Below are 18802 nucleotides of genomic sequence, written 5' to 3'. Positions count from 1 at the left end.
GAGAAATGGGAGAGCAATCGTTTGTCATTCGGGTGTGGGGGCAGGTGCAAGGGGTCGGATTTCGCTACTTCACCCGTGAGCGTGCCTTGCAGCTGGGGCTGCGCGGCCATGCCTACAACCTGGAGGATGGCTCGGTGGAGATCCTCATCAGCGGGCCGACGCAGGGGGTACAGATGATGCTGGGCTGGCTGGAACATGGCCCGCGCACCGCCAGGGTGACCCGGATGGAGTATGAAGAGGCGCTGCCGCCCACCGGTCAGGGCTTTCACACCAACTGAAAGGGCGGAGACGAGATGGACGCTGACAAGGAAGGTCTGTTGCTGACTCAGGCAACAAGCTGGGTCGCCCGTTATCAGGAGGCGGCGCGAGCGGTGCGCGAAGAGGCCAGCGAACCGGCCGTGCATGGCTATCGTATCGCGGCGCGCCGCTTGCTGGCGCTGCTCGCCCTGTGGCGGCCACTCACCTATCATCCCGAGCTGGAGCGGCGTCTGTTGCGCTCGGTCGGGCGGCTCTCGGCGCTGCGGGATGCTCAGGTCTACGCCGAGCGTTTTGGCAAGCCGCCTGCCAGCACTGGTAATACCCACAAATCGGCCTGTCGCGTGCCCCTGTTGTCGAGGCGACTGGCCCGCTGGCTCGCGGTGGTGGCGCAGGTGCCGGATGCGCGGGCATTGGCGTTCCTCTATCAGCAGCATCTGGCCCTGTGCCTTGATGATGCACAGAGCGCTCTCGATGAACCTATTCCCTGTGTTGGGAAATCTGCCAGCTCCCGTCAGCAACAGTTGCGCCGCTGGCATCGGCTGCGCCTCGAGATCAAGCAGGCCCGTTATGGCGTGGAACTGTTGCTGGATCTGGGGAGTGGGGATCCAGGTTGGTTGAGCACCCTGACTCACTGGCAGGAGCGACTCGGCCAGTTGCAGGATTGGCGTCAATGGCGGCGGAGGTTGCGAGCAGAGCAGGGGAACACCCGCAAGCAGACGAAACTGCGGCAGCAGTTGAAGGGGAAGATCACCGCCCGTTTGTGTCAACTGGACTGCCAGCAGGCGGAGCTGGTGGCGCTCAAACTGGCGATGCAGGCAGGCCACAACATGAATGACATGCCAAGTCGGCTGGTCAGGTATTCAGAACAAAATGTATCGCCCGCCAAGTCAAGCGGTGGATAGCCCCAAGGCCGCAATCTGCGAAAGTCAAGCGCGACCAGCATCGACAAAAACTATCTAGGCCAAACAGGTGAGACAAAAAAGAGAGGCCGTTTGGCCTCTCTTTTCTATCTGGCTGTGGTCGCAGTCAGCGATGTGCTTACTTGACGCGCATACCCGGCTGGGCGCCTTCCTGCGGCTCCAGGATCCAGAGATCCTTGCCGCCCGGGCCTGCGGCCAGCACCATGCCTTCGGACATGCCGAAACGCATCTTGCGCGGCGCCAGGTTGGCCACCATCACGGTCAGCTTGCCTTCCAGATCTTCCGGGTTGTAGGCGGACTTGATACCGGCAAACACCTGACGGGTTTCGCCGCCGATATCCAGTTGCAGCTTGAGCAGCTTCTCGGCTTCCGGTACCGCTTCGGCCTTCTTGATCAGCGCGACTCGCAGGTCAATCTTGGCGAAGTCGTCATAGGTGATGGTTTCGCTGATGGGGTCATCAGCCAGCGGGCCGCTCACTTTCGGTGCCTGCTCTTTGGCCAAGTCTTCCTTGGATGCCTCGATCATGGCTTCAATCTTCGCCGGCTCGATGCGTGAGAAGAGGGCTTTGAACGGTGCCACGGTGTGATCGACCAGCGGCATCTCGATGCCATCCCAGCTGAGGGTTTCGGCCAGGAAGGCTTCGGCACGCTCGGCCAAGAGCGGCATGACGGGCTTGAGGTAGGCCATCAGCACGCGGAACAGGTTGATGCCAACAGAGCAGACAGCCTGCAGCTCGGCGTCAGCCCCTTCCTGCTTGGCGATAACCCAGGGAGCCTTGTCGTCCACGTAGCGGTTGGCCTTGTCGGCCAGCGCCATGATTTCGCGGATGGCGCGGCTGAACTCGCGGCTCTCATACGCTTCGGCAATGGCGGTACGGGCATTGGCAAACTCGGCGTAGAGCTCGGGTTCGGCGCAGGTCGCCGCCAGCTTGCCGCCAAAACGCTTGGCGATAAAGCCGGCGTTGCGGGAGGCAAGGTTGACCAGCTTGTTGACCACGTCGGCGTTGACGCGCTGCACGAAATCTTCGAGGTTCAGGTCCAGATCGTCGATGCGGCTGTTGAGCTTGGCGGCGTAGTAGTAACGCAGGCACTCCGGATCCAGGTGGTTCAGGTAGGTAGATGCCTTGATAAAGGTGCCCTTGGACTTGGACATCTTGGCGCCGTTGACGGTCACATAACCGTGCACGTTGACCTTGGTCGGCTTGCGGAAGTTGGCACCTTCCAGCATGGACGGCCAGAACAGGCAGTGGAAGTAGGCGATATCTTTACCGATGAAGTGGTAGAGCTCGGCGTCGGAGTTAGCTTTCCAGTAGCTGTCAAAGTCGATATCGCCACGCTTGTTGCACAGGTTCTTGAAAGAGGCCATGTAACCGATGGGGGCATCCAGCCAGACGTAGAAGTACTTGCCCGGCGCGCCGGGAATTTCGAACCCGAAGTAGGGGGCGTCACGGGTGATGTCCCACTGCTGCAGGCCGCTCTCGAACCACTCCTGCATCTTGTTGGCCATCTCTTCCTGAATGGCGCCTGAGCCGCGTACCCACTCAGAGAGCCATTTTTCAAACTGCGGCAGGTCGAAGAAGAAGTGCTCGGAGTCCTTCATCACCGGAGTGGCGCCGGAGACGGCAGATTTCGGATCGATAAGCTCAGTCGGGCTGTAGGTGGCGCCGCAGCTGTCGCAGTTGTCGCCATACTGCTCCGGAGATTTGCACTTGGGGCAGGTTCCCTTGACGAAACGGTCCGGCAGGAACATCGATTTTTCCGGATCGAACAGCTGGGAGATGGTGCGGCTCTTGATAAAGCCACCATTTTTCAGGCGGCCGTAGATCAACTCCGCCAGCTCGCGGTTTTCGTCGCTGTGGGTGGAATGATAGTTGTCAAAGCTGATGTTGAACCCGGCGAAATCGGCCTGGTGCTCCTTGGAGACAGCGGCAATCATCTCTTCCGGGGTGATCCCCATCTGCTGTGCCTTGAGCATGATCGGGGTGCCGTGGGCATCATCGGCACAGATGAAGTGCACCTGATGACCGCGCATTCGCTGATAACGAACCCAGATATCGGCCTGGATATGTTCCAGCATGTGGCCAAGATGGATGGAGCCATTGGCATAGGGGAGGGCGCAGGTTACCAGCATTTTACGAGGATCAGTTGCCATATTACGTTCTTGATGTGCTTGTTGGGATGATAGAGTGCCGTGCATGTTACCCGAATTGGGGGTAGCCTGCCTAGGGTTGTGGCTATGCCAACCTTGGCAGCACCTGCTGTTACGATGGCAGGCAAGCCACTGATTTGTGTGCGGTAACCGTTCACCTCAAGATAATGACAAGATAATGAGGAGTTAATGGTGATTGATTCAGTAAAACAGATCCTCGCCGAATTTAAGCCAGCTGGCTGGCACAAGGATCTGGTGGATGCCGGATTCGTTCGCGAGATCATCAATCAGGGTCAGGGGCTCACTATCCGGCTGGTATTGCCGTTTGCCGGTCTTTCGCTGCTCGATCAGCTCAAAGAGAACTACGATGCCAGGCTGCGCAGTGCCACCGGTGCTGCCCGTATCGACTGGGCATTGGAAATTGACGTCGCCAGCATGCCGAGGGCGCAGGGGCTTAATGCCGTGCAGGGCATTCGCAACATCATCGTGGTTGCCTCCGGCAAGGGCGGGGTGGGTAAATCCACCACTGCGGTCAATCTGGCGCTGGCCCTACAAAAAGAGGGGGCGCGGGTCGCCATTCTCGATGCCGATATCTATGGCCCTTCCATTCCCACCATGATGGGCACCCTCAAAGAGCGCCCGGTCAGCCATGACGGCAAGCTGATGGAGCCGGTGATGGCCTGCGGCCTCAAGAGCAACAGCATCGGCTATCTGGTCTCCGAGCAGGATGCCACCATCTGGCGCGGCCCGATGGCGAGCAAGGCGTTGGCGCAGATCCTCCATGAGACCCGCTGGGGCGAGGTGGATTATCTGGTGGTGGACATGCCGCCGGGTACCGGCGATATCCAGCTCACCATGGCCCAGCAGGTGCCCACCTCGGCCGCGGTCATTGTGACCACCCCGCAAGATGTGGCGCTGGCCGATGCCCGCAAGGGGATCGCCATGTTCAACAAGGTCAATGTGCCGGTGCTTGGCATCATCGAGAACATGAGTTACCACGTCTGCAGCGCCTGTGGTCACCATGAGCCGCTGTTCGGTACCGGTGGCGGCCAGAAGATGGCAGAGCAGTATCAAGTGGCACTGCTTGGTCAATTACCGCTGCACATCGATATCCGCCAACACATGGATGATGGCTGTCCGACCGTGTTCGGCGCACCGGAAGGGAGCCTGGCTCAGGCCTATTTGAAGCTGGCGCGCAGGGTAGGGGCTGAACTCTTTTTCAGCGCAAAACCGATTGCGACCCCCCTCTATGCCATGGCGCTGGATGAATAATCGGCGGTCGGTCACTTGAAAGGGAATTGAGGGTGGGCATGCCACACCCTTTTTTATATAATGGATCGGTTTAAACCATCCCCACTGCTCTTCTCTTTTAGGTATTTGTCATGTCTGATACTCAACATTCGTGTGTGATCATCGGTATTGCGGGCGCATCTGCGTCTGGCAAAAGTCTTATAGCCCAGACCATTTATGAAGAGCTGGTGGCCGAACTGGGCGCAGGTCAGATTGGTGTGATCACCGAAGATTGCTACTACCGTGATCAGACCCACCTGACCATGGAAGAGCGGGTCAAGACCAACTATGACCACCCCAATGCCTTGGATCACGACTTGCTGGTACAGCACCTGAGCCAGCTGGTCAAAGGTGACGCGGTAGCCATTCCCCAGTACTCCTACACCGAACACACCCGGATGAGCGAAGTGACCCCGTTTGCCCCGCGCCGGGTGATCATTCTGGAAGGGATCCTGCTGCTGACCGACAGCCGTCTGCGGGATCTGATGGACGCCTCCATCTTTATGGATACCCCGCTCGACATCTGCCTGTTGCGCCGTCTGGTGCGTGATGTGCAGGAGCGTGGCCGTACCATGGACTCCGTGCTCAAGCAGTACCAGAAGACGGTACGTCCGATGTTCCTGCAGTTTATCGAGCCGTCCAAACAGTATGCCGATGTGATCGTGCCCCGTGGTGGCAAGAACCGCATCGCCATCGACATGCTCAAGGCGCGTATCCGCCACATGTTGATCGGTTAAGATGAAACAAGCCGGGTGATGCCCGGCTTTTTTAAAAGCACAATTTGTCAGGAGAGTCGCCCAATGCGTCTGTGTGATACCGATATTGAACGCCATCTGGATGAAGGCAAGATCGTCATTGAGCCACGGCCCGGGGTAGAGCGGATCAGTGGTGTCAGTGTCGATGTGCTGCTGGGTAACGAGTTTCGGGTGTTTCGCGATCATACCGCACCCTATATCGATCTTAGCGGCCCGAGCAGCGAGATGGCCGATGCCATCGATCGGGTGATGAGTGACGAGATCCACATCCCCGATGGTGAAGCCTTCTACCTGCACCCGGGTCAGCTGGCGCTGGCGGTGACCTACGAATCCGTCACCCTGCCTGCCGATATCGTTGGCTGGCTGGATGGCCGTTCTTCATTGGCGCGTCTGGGTCTGATGGTGCACGTGACGGCGCACCGCATCGATCCGGGTTGGTCCGGTCGCATCGTGCTGGAGTTCTACAACGGCGGCAAACTGCCGCTGGCACTGCGCCCGAAGATGAAGATCGGCGCCTTGAACTTTGAGATGCTCTCCGGCGTCGCGGCCCGTCCCTACAACAAGCGGGAAAATGCCAAGTACAAGAGCCAGCAGGGCGCCGTTGCCAGTCGCATCAATCAGGACTGATGACAGGCCACACAGCAACGATTCAAGGGAGCACAAGGTGCTCCCTTTTTGCATCTGGAATCAAACGGATATGGGGCTGATGGTGCTGGTCGGATGAGATTGGTGGGACTGGGACGTTTTATCACCACTTCTGCCCGTTTTTCTGTCATAAAAACGTCATAAAAATGAAATTATTGGCTTAATTGTCAGCTATTTTTGCCCTTTCCCGCAATCATTGACGGCTTTAATTAATCGATGGCAAGCCGCATGAGGACTGGCTCTAGGATATTTTTTTCCAAAAAGCTCTTTTTTTTTATGGCTGAAATATTTCAATGGTGGCTATGGTGTTGGCCGCCATCTGGCATAATCCGCCGCAACTCATAAACAGGCTTTTTTTTATGTTTGAAATGTTTAGTGGTTTGGGTTTGTGGTGGTCAATCGGTTTGGTATTGGCCGTTTTTTTTGTGCTTGCCTATGAATTTATCAACGGCTTTCACGATACCGCCAACGCGGTAGCAACGGTTATCTATACCAAGGCGATGCCAGCTCACCTGGCGGTCGTTGCATCGGGGATCTTCAACTTTTTCGGCGTCATGTTTGGTGGACTGGGTGTGGCCTATGCCATTGTCCATCTGCTGCCCATCGACCTGCTGCTTGGGATGGACTCCACCCAAGGGTTGATCATGGTCTTCTCCTTGCTGTTTTCTGCCATCGTGTGGAACCTGGGCACCTGGTTTTTCGGGATCCCGGCCTCCAGTTCACATACCTTGATCGGTTCCATTCTGGGGGTAGGCGGCGCCTATGCCTGGATCACCCATAAACCGGTGACAGAAGGGATTAACGTGGGCAAAGCGATCGACATCATGCTTTCCCTCATCATTTCTCCCACCATCGGCTTCATCATCGCGGCACTCCTGCTGCTGGCGATGAAGCGCATCTGGACCAGCAACAAGATCCACAAAACGCCGGAAGAGCGCCAGCTGGTGGATGGCAAGAAACACCCGCCGTTCTGGGCGCGTCTGACCCTGGTGGCCTCGGCCATGGGCGTCAGCTTCGTGCACGGCTCCAACGATGGCCAGAAGGGGATCGGTCTGGTGATGCTGGTGCTGATCTGTATGGCGCCCGCCTATTTCGCACTGGACATGAACAGCCGCGCCTATGATCTGGACCGGACCCAGGATGCCAACCAGCGCATCATGGAGATCTACCAGCGCAACCAGTCCGCCCTCTCCGGTGTCATCAACTTCTCTGCACCGGCAACGGCTCAGGAAGAGCTGATGACCCACTGCTCCGCCGATGGCGTGCTGCAGGCGATGGCCACCCTGGATGCCCGTCTGGGTGCCGTGCGTACTTATGATCAGATGAGCCTGACCGACCGCCGCGAAGTGCGTCGTCTGCTGCTCTGTATCGATGACACCGCCCGCAAGGCTGCCAAGCTGCCGCTGCCAGCCAAGGAGCTGACCGATCTGGCCAAATGGCGCAAGGATCTGACCGCGACCGCTGAATACGCACCGACCTGGGTGATCGTCTCCATCGCGCTGGCGCTCGGTTGCGGCACCATGGTGGGCTGGCGTCGTATCGTTCATACCGTGGGCGAGAAGATCGGCACCACCGGCATGACCTACAGCCAGGGCATCGCGGCCCAGATCACTGCTGCTACCTCCATCGGGGTTGCCAGTCTGACCGGTATGCCGGTGTCCACCACCCACATCCTCTCTTCTGCGGTGGCGGGGACCATGATTGCCAATAAATCCGGCCTGCAGAGCCAGACCATCAAGACTATCCTGATGGCCTGGGTGTTGACCCTGCCGCTGACCATGCTGCTCTCCGGCGGCCTGTTCATCGTCAGCCACCATCTGTTTGGTTGATCTGCCGCGTTCATAACGCGCATCACAATCACAATGCCGCCCGGTCGAAAGATCGGGCGGCATTTTTTGTGTCTATGAATTTTCAGTGGAGTTGTATCTCCACCTGATGTTTTTTGTTCTTGAGGTAAACGGATAAGAAGGCTCTTCTTCATTATTTGATTGACGACTCGTTATGGTTTTTCTGGCTGAACTTTCGTCATCGAATATCTCTTTCTAATAGTGTGCTTCTCTTGTGATTAATGGATTAACCAATTAGCGTGTTTTGGCGAGGTGCAGATGCACCATCTGATAAAGCGTCACTGAGGAGTAGATGATGAAGCTGATGATCCCGCCCATGGTGGATTTTGCGACCGGCAGCTTGTCCGGTGCCGAACTGGTGGAGAAGTGTACAAGGTTGGCTGATCTGTATGGCTTGTTTGCCGATCCTGCTTCTGAAGCAGGGGTTGACCCGCAAACTGTGCTCTATCGTGTGGCGATGTTGCCCAGCAGTGGCGTGGAGGGGGATCTCAACATGGGTGTCACCCATCTTGAGGCCGGCAGGATAGGGAACGAGTTTTTTATGACCCGCGGTCATATCCATGCTCGCGCCGAGCAGGCGGAGTACTACTTCGGATTGTGCGGAAGGGGACTATTGCTGTTGCAGGATATGGCCGGTGTTTGCCGGTTGGAGCAGGTCTTTGCCGGAAGCGTTCATCATATCCCTGGCCACGTTGCCCATCGACTTGTCAACACTGGCGAGACGCAGCTCTCGGCGTTGGCGGTCTGGCCTGCCATTGCCGGTCATGATTACCGGCTGATGGCAGAGCGGGGGTTTGGCCTGCGGGTAGTCGCAGGGAAGGAAGGGGAACCTTGTGTTGTGAGCAGCGAGGTGAGTGTCTCAATCACCTAACCATCAGCCTGCATGGGTCGTGAGCGACCCCGTTAGCGGCTGCCGCAAGATTGGCGTACCACCAGGGTAGGGGGCAGAATGATGCTTTTGGCTGGCTCGTCGTTGCCGCCCATCCGCTCGAGCAGCAGTTCACCCGCCTTGCGGCCAATCTCTCGCGCCGCCACCGAGACGGTGGTGAGCGCCGGTTCAACCAGCGCTGTCTCCGGCAGATCGTCAAAGCCCACCAGTGCAAAGTTCTGGCCAATGAGCAGCCCCTGTTTGCGCAGCGCCAGCATGGCGCCGAGTGCCACCACGTCCTGATAGCAGACCGCCGCCGTCACCTCGGGGTGCTGCTCCAGCAGCGCCGTCGTGGCGCGGGTGCCCTCTACCCGGCTGGCGCCGCAGCTGATGATCCACTCCGGTTTGGCTGTGATACCGTGTTCGAGCAGCTTGCTCATATAACCACCTAGGCGTTGGGAGCGGCTGATGGAGGTGGGGGAGCCCCCGACAAAGGCGATATGACGATGGCCGAGTTTCAGCAGGTGCTCGGTCGCCAGCTGACAGCCCAGAAAGTTGTCGGTGCCGACAAAGTCGATCGCCACATCCGGCACCGGTCGCACCACCAGAATGGTGGGCATATGGCGACGTTGCAGGCTCTCGAAAAAGCTGTGGGGCGTAGGCTGGGCAGCGCAGATCACCATGCCGGCGGCGCTGTTGCGTTGCAGCGAATCCATAAATTGCTGCTGCCTTGCCGCCGACTCCTCGCTGTTGGCGAGAAACAGCATCAGGTCGTGGTGTTCCATCTCCCGGCTCAGGCCCGCTGTCATCTCTGCATAGAAGGGGTTGGTAATGTCGTGCAGCAACAGGCCAACCTGATTGCTGCTCTTGTTGCGCAGGTTGGCGGCAGTCTGGTTGTAAACATAGCCGAGCTCGTCGATGGCCTTGAGTACCCGCTGGCGAGTGTGGTCGGAAATGCGTCCCTTGTTGCGCAGGGTCATGGAGACGGTGGCGGTGGAAACGCCCAAGTGGCGGGCAATATCGGCAACAGTCACATTGCTCATGGTGTGGGTCCAGTCATGATCGTGCCATCAAGATATATCGATTAACCTTGATTTCAGATGAGAGAAGGTTGCAAGTGAGCGGTTGATCACGAATTTCACCGCCCATGCCGATGATATATCCCAATGTTTGAGGTTAATCGTGTTTATCAGGTTGTGGTTAATGGGTTAATCGATTTATCTCTGTCGTAGGTGTCAACGAGAGAGCAAGCCAATGATTCATTCGAGTTACGTTTCCAACTACGACAAATATCCAGAAGTGACCGTTGTTGGATATGAGCGGTCCGCCTGTGCGGGATGGGATGAGATTGCCCATCAGTTGCAAGCCAAAGTGAACGGGCAAGACAAGGCGAAAGTGGTACTGGTGATCGACTGCTATCACGGTGTGGATCAGACCGAGCTACGCACCCAGCTGCTGACCAGATTCGGGCCTCACACGCTCATTGATGTGGAACAGGCGCGCCTGCCCGAACCCAAAGTGCTGGCGATGCTGGATCGTTTCATCACAGATGACAGGGTCTTTGGCGTGCTGGCGCCCCACAAGATGGTGGAGTTTTTTGACCCGGTCGCCTTGGCGCGCCTGCAACAGCAGGTCGCAGAGATAGCCGAAGGTCTGGTGGTGGTGATGGGCTGCGGCGCCTCGTTGGTGGCGAAAGGGAATGTGCGAGTCTATGCCGATCTTGCCCGCTGGGAGATCCAGCAGCGTCTGCGCCGTAAAGAGATTGGCAACTGGGGCGCTGATAACACCGAAGAGGACATACTGCGCCGCTACAAGCGCGCCTTCTTCATCGAGTGGCGAGTGTTTGACCGCCATAAATTGGCCCAGCTGCCCACCATCGATTTCCTGCTCGACACCAACACCAGGGACAAGCCGACCATGGTAACGGGGGCGGCACTGCAACAAGGGTTGCATCAGGCGGCGCGCCAGCCGTTTCGGGTGGTGCCCTTCTTTGACCCGGGGGTCTGGGGCGGGCAGTGGATGAAGCAGGTGTGTGATCTGGACCCAGCCCAACCCAACTACGCCTGGTGCTTTGACTGTGTGCCCGAGGAGAACAGCCTCTACCTGCGCTTTGGCGAGGTGAGGGTGGAGATCCCGTCGCAAAACCTGGTGCTGTGCCAGCCAAAAGCCCTGCTGGGGGAGCGGGTACACGCCCGCTTTGGCGCCGAGTTCCCGATCCGGTTCGATTTTCTCGATACGGTGGGGGGGCAGCCGCTCAGTCTTCAGGTGCATCCGCTGACTGAATACATCCAGCAGGAGTTCGGTATGCACTACACCCAGGACGAGAGCTACTACCTGCTCGATGCCAAGCCGGACTCCTGCGTCTACCTCGGCACCCGTAACGGTATCGACCCGCAGGAGATGCTGGCGGATCTGGCCGCCGCCCAGCGCGGTGATAAACCCTTCGACGACGAGCGCTTCATCAACCGTTTCCCGGCCCGCAAGCACGACCACTTCCTGATCCCGGCTGGAACCGTCCACTGCTCGGGAGAGGGAGCCATGGTACTTGAGATCAGCGCCACCCCCTACATTTTCACCTTCAAACTGTGGGACTGGGGCCGGGTCGGGCTCGACGGCATTCCGCGCCCCATCCATCTGGAGCATGGCAGCAAGGTGATCCAGTGGGATCGGGATACCGACTGGACCGAGCGAAATCTGGTCAATTGCATTGAGCCCATCGCTGAAGGGGAAGGGTGGCGTGAAGAGCGCACCGGACTGCATGAGCGGGAATTTATCGAGACTCGTCGCCACTGGTTCAGCGTGCCGGTAGAGCACGACACCGGCGGCACTGTACAAGTGCTCAACCTGATAGAGGGTCGGGAGGCAACGGTAGATAGCCCGGACAACGCCTTCGCCCCCTTCGTGGTGCACTACGCCGAGACCTTCATCGTACCGGCGTCGGTAGGGCGCTATCGTATCCGCCCGAGTGGCGAGAGTGAAGGGCAGACCATTGCCACCATCAAAGCCTTTGTGAGGGGGTAACCGGAGATGCTGAGGATCCTTATCGCAACCCATGGTTCACTGGCGCCGGCCCTGCTGGCCAGCGCCAATATGGTCTACGGCGAGTTGCCCGCCGTAGCCACAGTTTCTCTGACCGAAGAGGGAGGAATAGAGGCGTTTCGCGCCGAGTTTGAACAGACCCTGCGCCGTCATGGCGCGGGGGCTGACGGGGTGTTGGTGCTGTGCGACATGGAGTGCGGCACCCCCTACAACGTGGCATGCCGCTTTGCATTTGATTCCGCATGGCCGCAGCCGGTAGCCGTGGTGACCGGGGTGAATTTTCCCATGCTGCTGATGAGTGCCGACTGGTTGGCGGCAACGGATGTGCACGAGGCTGCCCGCCAGTTGCTGGCCCAGGCACTGGAATCCATGGTGATCGCGGCCCCAGCGGCACACCAGCAAGATGACAACTTCTAGGAGAGCGAGATGGCGATTTCATTTGTACGCATTGATGATCGGGTGATCCACGGTCAGTTGGTGACCCGCTGGGCCAGAGAGCTTCCTTGTGACGGTATCGTCGCGATCGATGATGAGGTGGCGGCCGATCCGCTGCTCTCCCAGGTGATGACGGGGGCAGTGTCGGATACCAAGGTGTGGCTGTTTGATGTGGCGACCGCCATTACCAAGTTGCCCAAGGTGATCGCCAGTGATAAGCGCTACTTCGTGATTGGCAAGTCGCCGGTCACCCTGCAGCGCCTGTGCGCCGCCGGGATCTCCCTGGATAATCTCAACGGCAAGATCAACGTCGGGCCCATGAGTGCCCGCGAGCAGACTACCACCATAGGCCCCAACCAGTCGGTGACGGCGCAGGAGATCGCCGCCTTTGATTACTTGGCCAACCTTGGTCACGAGATCGACTTTCGGCTGGTACCGGATGCCAGTCACTACAGCTGGGCAGATGCCCAGAAAAAGCTGAAATAGGGAGCAGAGATCATGTTTCTGGAAGCAACACTCATCGGGATACTCTGCTATCTCGGTGCCCTCAGCAGCCCCTGGCTGCTGGGCTTGACCGGTGGCTGGTACACCATTACCCGCCCGTTGGTATCGGGCATGCTGGTCGGTGCCATTCTGGGGGATATTCAGACCGGTATCCTGATCGGGGTGGCGGTGCAGGCAGTCTATATCGCCATGGTGACGCCGGGCGGTTCCATGCCGGCGGATCTCAACTTCGTCGCCTTTCCGGCCATTGCGCTGGGCATCATGTCGGGCAAGGAGCCGTCGGTTGCCGTGGCGATTGCCGCCACCATCGGCATCGCCGGGACCATCCTCTTCAACTTCATGATGGTGTTCAACTCCTACTGGAACCACAGGGCCGATGTGGCGCTTGAGCAGGGCGATGAACAGGGGGTTTACCTCAACAGCGCCATCTTCCCGCAGGCCAGCAACTTTGTGCTGCGTTTTGTGCCGACCTTCATTGCCGTCTACTTCGGCAACCAGTACATCGAAGGGTTCATGAACAGCCTGCCGGAGCTGGTGATCCGTACCATGACGGTGGTGGGCGGCATTCTGCCTGCGGTCGGCATTGCCATCTTGCTCAAGCAGATCATCAAGCAGAACAGCATGCTGATCTACTTCCTTGTGGGCTTTGTCGGCATCGTTTTTCTCAAGCTCAACATGGTGGGGCTGGTGATGATTGGGGCCCTGCTGGCGCTCATTCACTACAACTACAAGCCGGAACAACGCCCTGCAGTCGCTGCCCGTGCTGCTACCCAAACCGATGATGAGGATGAATTCTGATGAACACAGAACTGCAATCAGGGGAACTGGCGGCCAAGCAGCCGGTTGCTCTTACTTCACGGGATCTGCGTGCCTGCTGGCGTTCGTGGATGATGTACAACCTCTCCTCCATGAGCTTCGAGCGTCTCGAATCGTTCGGCTTTTGCCTTGGCATGATGCCGGCGCTCAAGAAGCTCTATCCCGGCAAGGCTGAACGGATGGAGGCGATGAAACGCCATGCCTCCTTCTACAACACCGAGCCCCAGATCGGCGCCATTATCAACGGGCTGGCAGTCGGGCTTGAAGAGAAGCGGGCCAATGGCGAGAAGATCGACGGTGAGACCATCAACACCCTCAAGGTTGGCCTGATGGGGCCCATCGCTGGCATCGGTGATTCCATGATCCCCGGTATGCTGGTGCCCATTCTGCTCAGTATCGGGATGGCGCTGGCGGCAGGGGGGAGTGTGCTGGGGCCGCTGTTTTACATCATCAGCTTCAACGCCATCGCCATTACTGGCTCTTACATGTTGTTTATGAAGGGCTACAAGCTGGGCACTGGTTCGGTGGAGTCTTTGGTCAGTTCCGAGTCGGCCAAGCTGCGCGAGGCGCTCTCCCTGCTAGGGGTCTTTGTGATGGGCGGTGTGGCGGCCAGTTATGTCAACCTCTCAACCGGACTCGATTTTGTCACCTCGGACGGGGTCAATATCCAGGTGCAGAGCATGCTGGATGGCATCTTCCCCAAACTGATGCCGCTGGTGGTGGTGCTGGGTACCTGGTATCTGATGGCCAAGCGCAACGTTTCGCCGGTCAAAGCGATGCTCGGGCTGTTGGTGCTGGCCTTTGTCGGGGTCGCCATCGGTCTTTTCTGATGGGGTCAAGGCCATTTGGTCACCAATGGGAGAGCTTGGCTCTCCCTTTTTATCGCCGTTGCGAGAGGTAATTCATGCATATCGAGGTTATTGAGGCTGCACAGCATTGCCATCGCTGGCTGGTCTCCGAGGCGCTGCCCCTTTGGGGCGCGCAGGGGGTTGACCCCGAGCGTGGTCTGTTTGCCAAGGGATTGGATAGTGCTGGGCAGCCTTTGTGGCAGCCGACCCGTTTTCGGGTACAGAGCCGCCAGATCTATGTGTTCAGCCACGCCACTCTGCTGGGGTGGTACGACGGGCGCACCCTTGCCGAGCGTTCTGCTTTGGTCGGTATGGGTCATTTTGACGATGGGGCGGGGCATAGCGTTTTCTCCATTAATCGGGATGGTTCGATTGCTGACGCATCAGTCTGCAGCTATGAATACGCGTTTGCCCTGCTGGCTGGGTGTTGGCTCTATCGTCTGAGTGGCGATCCACGTTGGCAACAACAGGCCGAGTCGAGCTATCAGGCCATTGAGCAACTCTTTTTGGACCCGCTGCACGGTGGATTCCACTCCAGTTGGCCATCTGGCCCACTGCGCAGCCAAAATCCCCATATGCATCTGTTCGAGGCGCTGCTGGTAGCGGCAGACAGCTTTGATGATGTGATATGGCAGCAGCGGGCAACCGCGCTGTATCGGCTGTTTCGTCAGCGTTTTCTGGAACCCGGGTTACTGCGCGAGTTTTTCGACGATGCGCTGCTGGCGCGTCATGCCGATTCCCGTCTTATCGACCCGGGTCATCACTACGAGTGGTGCTGGCTGCTGGCACGCTACCGGACTCTTGCCAGCAGCTGGGAAATCCAGCCAACCAGCACCGAGATTGACGAGGCAATCGGGATATTGACCCGCTTTGCCATCCGCCACGGGCACGGGCAAACCGGGCTGGTGATCGATGAGCTGACCGATGATGGGCAAATCTATCGCGATACCAGCCGGCTCTGGTGCCAGACCGAACATTTGAAAGCGCTCCTGGCGGCTTATGAACAACAGGGAGATGAGGCTACCGCCTGTCAGATCTGCGAGGTGGTTGCGCGGATCTTCCACTACTACTTGTTGCCCGCGAAGCCCGGACAGTGGATTGACCAAGTGGATAGCGAGGGGAAGCCGCTGACCTCTCATGCGCCAGCCAGCACGTTTTATCATCTGTTTGTGGCGTTTAGCGAACTGGCACGGGTCGCAGGGGTGGGTATCGGGGAGTAGGGTGGCCTATGGGAGACGCTTAAAAATCCCAGCCGGGTTGCGCTTGCGGTTCATTGAGCGCGCCTTCCTGTGCCTTGCGCCGCGCAGCCTCGACCCGGCGTTTGCGATCCCGGCACAGGCGCATCACCTCTTGTTGCTGGGCAGGGGTCATGGTGAGCCAGTTGAAACGCTCCTCGCGATTGCGCAGGCACCCCTTGCAGTAGCCTTTGTTGTTCACTTCGCAGACCCCGATACAGGGGCTCTGCAGCGGGAATATTTCGAGCTGTTCCATCCATCACCTCGCACATCCTGTCACCTTGTTATAACCCAGCGGATCCCCTTTGGAGAAATCCTGCTTCAAGTGATTGATGTCGTTTGCTTTCCCCCTGCAAATTTGGCATCTTCCCCGCCGAGCATGGCTCTTGGCGTTATATGAGGACATATGAACAAACACGCGTACTGGCTGACCGCCGCAGTGCTGGGACTGGCCGGTTGTGCGGGCAACTCTGATAAAGCAGAAGTGCCCAAAAAGCAGACCGACAACAGATGCTTTCTTAACTGCGAGGTGCCGGAAAATCTGGGCAAGCAGTATCTGGACGGGACCTTGCCAGAGGATCTGGTGAGGGTGGAGCGGGTCAATAGCCGTGCGCGTGCCGACTACAGCAAGTTTGGCCCCCAGAGCCGGCTGGTGCTGGAGCGCTCCGGCAAGATGACCCGCCGTTATGGCGAACTCTATCATCAGCTCTCCCGCTGGGTAGCGGGCGGCGGCAATCCTGCCGACATCACCCGTTACGGTATCAGCCTCGCTCAGCTGGGCGGTGCCGATCGCATGGGCAACGTGCTCTTTACCGGTTACTACTCGCCGGTGCTGGAGGTGCGTCACCGCCCGGATGCCAAGTACAAATATCCCATCTATGCCATGCCCAAATGTGGCGGTCGCTGTCCGACCCGGGCCGAGATCCATCAGGGGGCCCTGGCCAACCGTGGACTGGAGCTGGGTTACAGCAAATCCCTTATCGACAACTTCCTGATGGATGTGCAGGGCTCGGGCTTTGTCCATTACGGGGATGACGATCGGCTGCAATATCTGGGCTACAGCGGCAAGAACGGTCACGGTTACGTCAGTATCGGCCGGGTGTTAATCGATCGCGGTGAAGTGCCCAAAGAGCAGATGTCGATGAAGGCCATCAAGGAGTGGGCCAACCGTCAACCGGAGGAGAGCGTCAAGGAGCTGGTGGAGCAGAACCCCTCCTATGTCTTCTTCGAGCGTCGACCCACCAATGATGTGATCGGTGCGGCCGGTATCCCGCTGCTGCCGCTGGCGGCCGTCGCTGCCGACAAGACCCTGCTGCCGATGGGTACCCCGATCCTCGCCGAAGTCCCCTTGCTCGATAAAGAGGGCAACTGGACCGGCAAGCACCAGCTGCGGCTGTTGATTGCGCTGGATGTGGGCGGGGCGGTGAAGAAGGGGCACCTCGATCTCTACCACGGTATGGGCGAGAAGGCTGGCGTCGCAGCCGGTCACTACAAGCACTTTGGCCGGGTCTGGAAGCTGGGTCTGCACCACGGGCCGACTGCCGCCCCCTGGTTGTAATCCTCTGAGGGGGTGTGCGTCTGTCATCGGGCGCCCGAGCAAACCCGAGCAAAGATGAAGAGACAAAAAAAGCCGCCGGATTGCTCCGGCGGCTTTCTATTTTGTGAGAGTGGCAGCTGGTGGCTGCGTCAGCTCTTCTGGATATCCAGCTGGATGGCGCCGACCGGTTTGCAGCAGCAGGGGAGACACTCCCCTTGGGCGACAAATGCCAAGGGCACCGCAGGATAGTGCACCTTGCCAGCCATCAGCGGAGTGCGGCAGGCGCCGCAATAGCCGCTGCGACACTGGAATTCCACATGATGACCATGGCGCTCCAGGGTCTCCAACACGCTTTCGCCTGGATGGGCGTGCAGCACGGCACCATCCCGGGTATGTACCCGTGGTGCCACGACCGCATGCTGTTCGGCAGGTGCGTGCGGGGCAGGGGTCAGCGTGTTGGTGGCGTCACTCACAGCTCGAAATCACCCAGGTCGTCGGCATTGACTTCGCTGTCGATTTGGCCGACCAGATAGGAGCTTACCTCTACCTCTTGCGGGGCGACCTGTACGTTGTCGGATGACAGCCAGGTGTTGATCCAGGGGATCGGGTTCTGCTTGGTGCCGGCAAAGGCTGGCTGCAGGCCGACTGCGCTCATGCGCAGGTTGGTGATGTACTCCACATACTGGCAGAGGATGTCCTTATTCAGGCCGATCATGGAGCCGTCCTGGAACAGGTACTCGGCCCACTCTTTCTCCTGAATGGCCGCTTCCTTGAAGATCTCGAAGCAGGCCTGTTCGCACTCGGCGGCGATCTCGGCCATCTCCGGGTCATCCTGGCCGCTGCGCATCAGGTTCAGCATGTGCTGGGTGCCGGTGAGGTGCAGCGCTTCGTCGCGGGCGATCATCTTGATGATCTTGGCGTTGCCTTCCATCAGTTCACGCTCGGCGAAGGCAAAGGAGCAGGCGAAGCTGACGTAGAAGCGAATTGCCTCCAGCGCGTTGACGCTCATCAGGCACAGATAGAGCTTCTTCTTGAGCGCGCGCAATGTGATGGTCACTTCGCGGCCCGCGACAGTGTGGGTCCCTTCACCGTGCAGGTTGTAGAGGGCGGTCGCTTCGATCAGGTCGTCGTAGAAGTGGCTGATGGAGCCGGCGCGCTTCAAGATCTGCTCGTTGGTCACGATGTCGTCAAACACCTGGGCGGGGGTGTTGACGATATTGCGGATAATATGGGTGTAGGAGCGAGAGTGGATGGTCTCGGAGAAGGCCCAGGTCTCAATCCAGGTTTCCAGCTCCGGAATGGAGACCAGCGGCAGCAGGGCCACGTTGGGGCTGCGGCCCTGAATGGAGTCCAGCAGAGTCTGGTACTTCAGGTTGGAGATGAAGATGTGTTGCTCGTGGGGCGGCAGGGCCTGATAGTCGATGCGATCACGGGAGACATCCACCTCTTCCGGGCGCCAGAAGAAGGAGAGCTGCTTTTCAATCAGCCGCTCGAACACTTCGTGCTTTTGTTGATCATAACGGGCTACGTTGACCGATTGGCCAAAAAACATCGGCTCTTTGAGCTGGTCGTTTTGGGTTTGGCAGAAAGTTGAATAGGCCATGGTTACCAGAATATGTGAATAGAGAAAACAGGAGAGCGGGAGCTTCATGCTCC

At 58.5% G+C, this 18802-nt stretch carries 19 protein-coding genes; 14 read left to right on the top strand and 5 right to left on the bottom strand.

Annotated elements, in window-relative coordinates; translation table 11 throughout:
• Window positions 1-5 precede the first annotated feature (5 nt).
• The gene (locus ACTG20_RS12870) at window positions 6-278 is read left to right on the top strand and encodes an acylphosphatase (RefSeq protein ID WP_194496408.1); all 273 of its coding nucleotides are present in this window, start codon (window positions 6-8) and stop codon (window positions 276-278) included.
• A gap of 15 nt (window positions 279-293) precedes the next feature.
• Window positions 294-1160, top strand: coding sequence for a CHAD domain-containing protein (locus tag ACTG20_RS12865; protein WP_194496409.1), 867 nt, complete (start codon window positions 294-296; stop codon window positions 1158-1160).
• Window positions 1161-1296: 136 nt separating this feature from the next.
• On the opposite strand, the gene metG is transcribed toward ACTG20_RS12865, so the two are convergent.
• Window positions 1297-3330 (bottom strand): methionine--tRNA ligase, encoded by a 2034-nt coding sequence (gene metG / locus ACTG20_RS12860; protein ID WP_194496410.1) that lies wholly within the window; start codon window positions 3328-3330, stop codon window positions 1297-1299.
• A gap of 186 nt (window positions 3331-3516) precedes the next feature.
• On the opposite strand from metG, the gene apbC reads away from it, so the two are divergent.
• The 5 genes from apbC (at window position 3517) to ACTG20_RS12835 (ending at window position 8735) form a co-directional block, all read left to right on the top strand.
• Entirely contained in the window at window positions 3517-4599 is a 1083-nt protein-coding gene (gene apbC, locus ACTG20_RS12855) for an iron-sulfur cluster carrier protein ApbC (protein WP_005345574.1), read from the top strand.
• 110 nt (window positions 4600-4709) lie between these two features.
• Window positions 4710-5354 carry a uridine kinase gene (gene udk, locus ACTG20_RS12850; RefSeq protein WP_005345570.1) on the top strand — a complete coding sequence of 215 codons (645 nt, stop codon included), beginning with the start codon at window positions 4710-4712 and terminating at the stop codon, window positions 5352-5354.
• 63 nt (window positions 5355-5417) lie between these two features.
• Window positions 5418-5999, top strand: a complete 582-nt coding sequence (gene dcd / locus ACTG20_RS12845) for a dCTP deaminase (RefSeq protein WP_005336719.1) — start codon at window positions 5418-5420, stop codon at window positions 5997-5999.
• Between the two features lie 377 nt (window positions 6000-6376).
• Window positions 6377-7846 carry an inorganic phosphate transporter gene (locus tag ACTG20_RS12840; protein WP_021230067.1) on the top strand — a complete coding sequence of 490 codons (1470 nt, stop codon included), beginning with the start codon at window positions 6377-6379 and terminating at the stop codon, window positions 7844-7846.
• A gap of 310 nt (window positions 7847-8156) precedes the next feature.
• On the top strand, window positions 8157-8735 hold the full coding sequence (locus ACTG20_RS12835; protein ID WP_234915353.1) for a glucose-6-phosphate isomerase family protein: 579 nt from the start codon (window positions 8157-8159) through the stop codon (window positions 8733-8735).
• A gap of 32 nt (window positions 8736-8767) precedes the next feature.
• Here the strand turns inward: ACTG20_RS12835 and ACTG20_RS12830 are convergent, their stop codons facing one another.
• A complete protein-coding gene (locus tag ACTG20_RS12830; protein WP_439987705.1) occupies window positions 8768-9775 on the bottom strand; it encodes a LacI family DNA-binding transcriptional regulator in 1008 nt (335 codons plus the stop codon).
• Window positions 9776-9986: 211 nt separating this feature from the next.
• On the opposite strand from ACTG20_RS12830, the gene ACTG20_RS12825 reads away from it, so the two are divergent.
• The 6 genes from ACTG20_RS12825 to ACTG20_RS12800 all read left to right on the top strand — a co-directional run bounded on the left by ACTG20_RS12825 (window position 9987) and on the right by ACTG20_RS12800 (window position 15594).
• Complete coding sequence (locus ACTG20_RS12825) at window positions 9987-11753, top strand: class I mannose-6-phosphate isomerase (protein WP_194496412.1); 1767 nt, start codon at window positions 9987-9989, stop codon at window positions 11751-11753.
• Between the two features lie 6 nt (window positions 11754-11759).
• The gene (locus ACTG20_RS12820; protein ID WP_064337979.1) at window positions 11760-12188 is read left to right on the top strand and encodes a PTS sugar transporter subunit IIA; all 429 of its coding nucleotides are present in this window, start codon (window positions 11760-11762) and stop codon (window positions 12186-12188) included.
• Window positions 12189-12197: 9 nt separating this feature from the next.
• Window positions 12198-12692: a PTS system mannose/fructose/N-acetylgalactosamine-transporter subunit IIB gene (locus ACTG20_RS12815; protein WP_064341276.1), complete on the top strand. Its 495-nt coding sequence runs from the start codon at window positions 12198-12200 to the stop codon at window positions 12690-12692.
• Between the two features lie 12 nt (window positions 12693-12704).
• Window positions 12705-13508: a PTS mannose/fructose/sorbose/N-acetylgalactosamine transporter subunit IIC gene (locus ACTG20_RS12810; protein WP_194496413.1), complete on the top strand. Its 804-nt coding sequence runs from the start codon at window positions 12705-12707 to the stop codon at window positions 13506-13508.
• Window positions 13508-14356, top strand: a complete 849-nt coding sequence (locus ACTG20_RS12805; RefSeq protein ID WP_064341275.1) for a PTS system mannose/fructose/sorbose family transporter subunit IID — start codon at window positions 13508-13510, stop codon at window positions 14354-14356. Before ACTG20_RS12810 ends, ACTG20_RS12805 begins: the two co-directional genes overlap by 1 nt.
• A gap of 74 nt (window positions 14357-14430) precedes the next feature.
• The gene (locus ACTG20_RS12800; protein WP_439987704.1) at window positions 14431-15594 is read left to right on the top strand and encodes an AGE family epimerase/isomerase; all 1164 of its coding nucleotides are present in this window, start codon (window positions 14431-14433) and stop codon (window positions 15592-15594) included.
• Between the two features lie 19 nt (window positions 15595-15613).
• Here the strand turns inward: ACTG20_RS12800 and ACTG20_RS12795 are convergent, their stop codons facing one another.
• On the bottom strand, window positions 15614-15865 hold the full coding sequence (locus tag ACTG20_RS12795; RefSeq protein ID WP_149152909.1) for a DUF1289 domain-containing protein: 252 nt from the start codon (window positions 15863-15865) through the stop codon (window positions 15614-15616).
• 150 nt (window positions 15866-16015) lie between these two features.
• On the opposite strand from ACTG20_RS12795, the gene mltA reads away from it, so the two are divergent.
• A complete protein-coding gene (mltA, locus tag ACTG20_RS12790; protein WP_019445143.1) occupies window positions 16016-17167 on the top strand; it encodes a murein transglycosylase A in 1152 nt (383 codons plus the stop codon).
• A 128-nt stretch (window positions 17168-17295) separates the two neighbouring features.
• Here mltA and yfaE read toward each other — a convergent pair whose 3' ends face one another.
• A complete protein-coding gene (yfaE, locus tag ACTG20_RS12785; RefSeq protein WP_194496415.1) occupies window positions 17296-17619 on the bottom strand; it encodes a class I ribonucleotide reductase maintenance protein YfaE in 324 nt (107 codons plus the stop codon).
• Window positions 17616-18749 (bottom strand): class Ia ribonucleoside-diphosphate reductase subunit beta, encoded by a 1134-nt coding sequence (gene nrdB / locus ACTG20_RS12780; protein ID WP_194496416.1) that lies wholly within the window; start codon window positions 18747-18749, stop codon window positions 17616-17618. Before nrdB ends, yfaE begins: the two co-directional genes overlap by 4 nt.
• Between the last annotated feature and the right edge of the window lie 53 nt (window positions 18750-18802).

This window comes from Aeromonas sp. 84A (genome assembly GCF_051919345.1).
Taxonomy (GTDB): Bacteria; Pseudomonadota; Gammaproteobacteria; order Enterobacterales; family Aeromonadaceae; genus Aeromonas; species Aeromonas veronii.
The sequence above is the reverse complement of the archived record's forward strand: the minus strand, read 5'-3'. Positions and strand labels throughout refer to the sequence as shown.

Coding starts and splice junctions, on each gene's coding strand:
- ACTG20_RS12870 (WP_194496408.1), top strand. CDS start 6: ATGGGAGAGCAATCGTTTGTCATTCGGGTGTGGGGGCAGGTGCAAGGG.
- ACTG20_RS12865 (WP_194496409.1), top strand. CDS start 294: ATGGACGCTGACAAGGAAGGTCTGTTGCTGACTCAGGCAACAAGCTGG.
- metG (WP_194496410.1), bottom strand. CDS start 3,330: ATGGCAACTGATCCTCGTAAAATGCTGGTAACCTGCGCCCTCCCCTAT.
- apbC (WP_005345574.1), top strand. CDS start 3,517: ATGGTGATTGATTCAGTAAAACAGATCCTCGCCGAATTTAAGCCAGCT.
- udk (WP_005345570.1), top strand. CDS start 4,710: ATGTCTGATACTCAACATTCGTGTGTGATCATCGGTATTGCGGGCGCA.
- dcd (WP_005336719.1), top strand. CDS start 5,418: ATGCGTCTGTGTGATACCGATATTGAACGCCATCTGGATGAAGGCAAG.
- ACTG20_RS12840 (WP_021230067.1), top strand. CDS start 6,377: ATGTTTGAAATGTTTAGTGGTTTGGGTTTGTGGTGGTCAATCGGTTTG.
- ACTG20_RS12835 (WP_234915353.1), top strand. CDS start 8,157: ATGATGAAGCTGATGATCCCGCCCATGGTGGATTTTGCGACCGGCAGC.
- ACTG20_RS12830 (WP_439987705.1), bottom strand. CDS start 9,775: ATGAGCAATGTGACTGTTGCCGATATTGCCCGCCACTTGGGCGTTTCC.
- ACTG20_RS12825 (WP_194496412.1), top strand. CDS start 9,987: ATGATTCATTCGAGTTACGTTTCCAACTACGACAAATATCCAGAAGTG.
- ACTG20_RS12820 (WP_064337979.1), top strand. CDS start 11,760: ATGCTGAGGATCCTTATCGCAACCCATGGTTCACTGGCGCCGGCCCTG.
- ACTG20_RS12815 (WP_064341276.1), top strand. CDS start 12,198: ATGGCGATTTCATTTGTACGCATTGATGATCGGGTGATCCACGGTCAG.
- ACTG20_RS12810 (WP_194496413.1), top strand. CDS start 12,705: ATGTTTCTGGAAGCAACACTCATCGGGATACTCTGCTATCTCGGTGCC.
- ACTG20_RS12805 (WP_064341275.1), top strand. CDS start 13,508: ATGAACACAGAACTGCAATCAGGGGAACTGGCGGCCAAGCAGCCGGTT.
- ACTG20_RS12800 (WP_439987704.1), top strand. CDS start 14,431: ATGCATATCGAGGTTATTGAGGCTGCACAGCATTGCCATCGCTGGCTG.
- ACTG20_RS12795 (WP_149152909.1), bottom strand. CDS start 15,865: ATGGAACAGCTCGAAATATTCCCGCTGCAGAGCCCCTGTATCGGGGTC.
- mltA (WP_019445143.1), top strand. CDS start 16,016: ATGAACAAACACGCGTACTGGCTGACCGCCGCAGTGCTGGGACTGGCC.
- nrdB (WP_194496416.1), bottom strand. CDS start 18,749: ATGGCCTATTCAACTTTCTGCCAAACCCAAAACGACCAGCTCAAAGAG.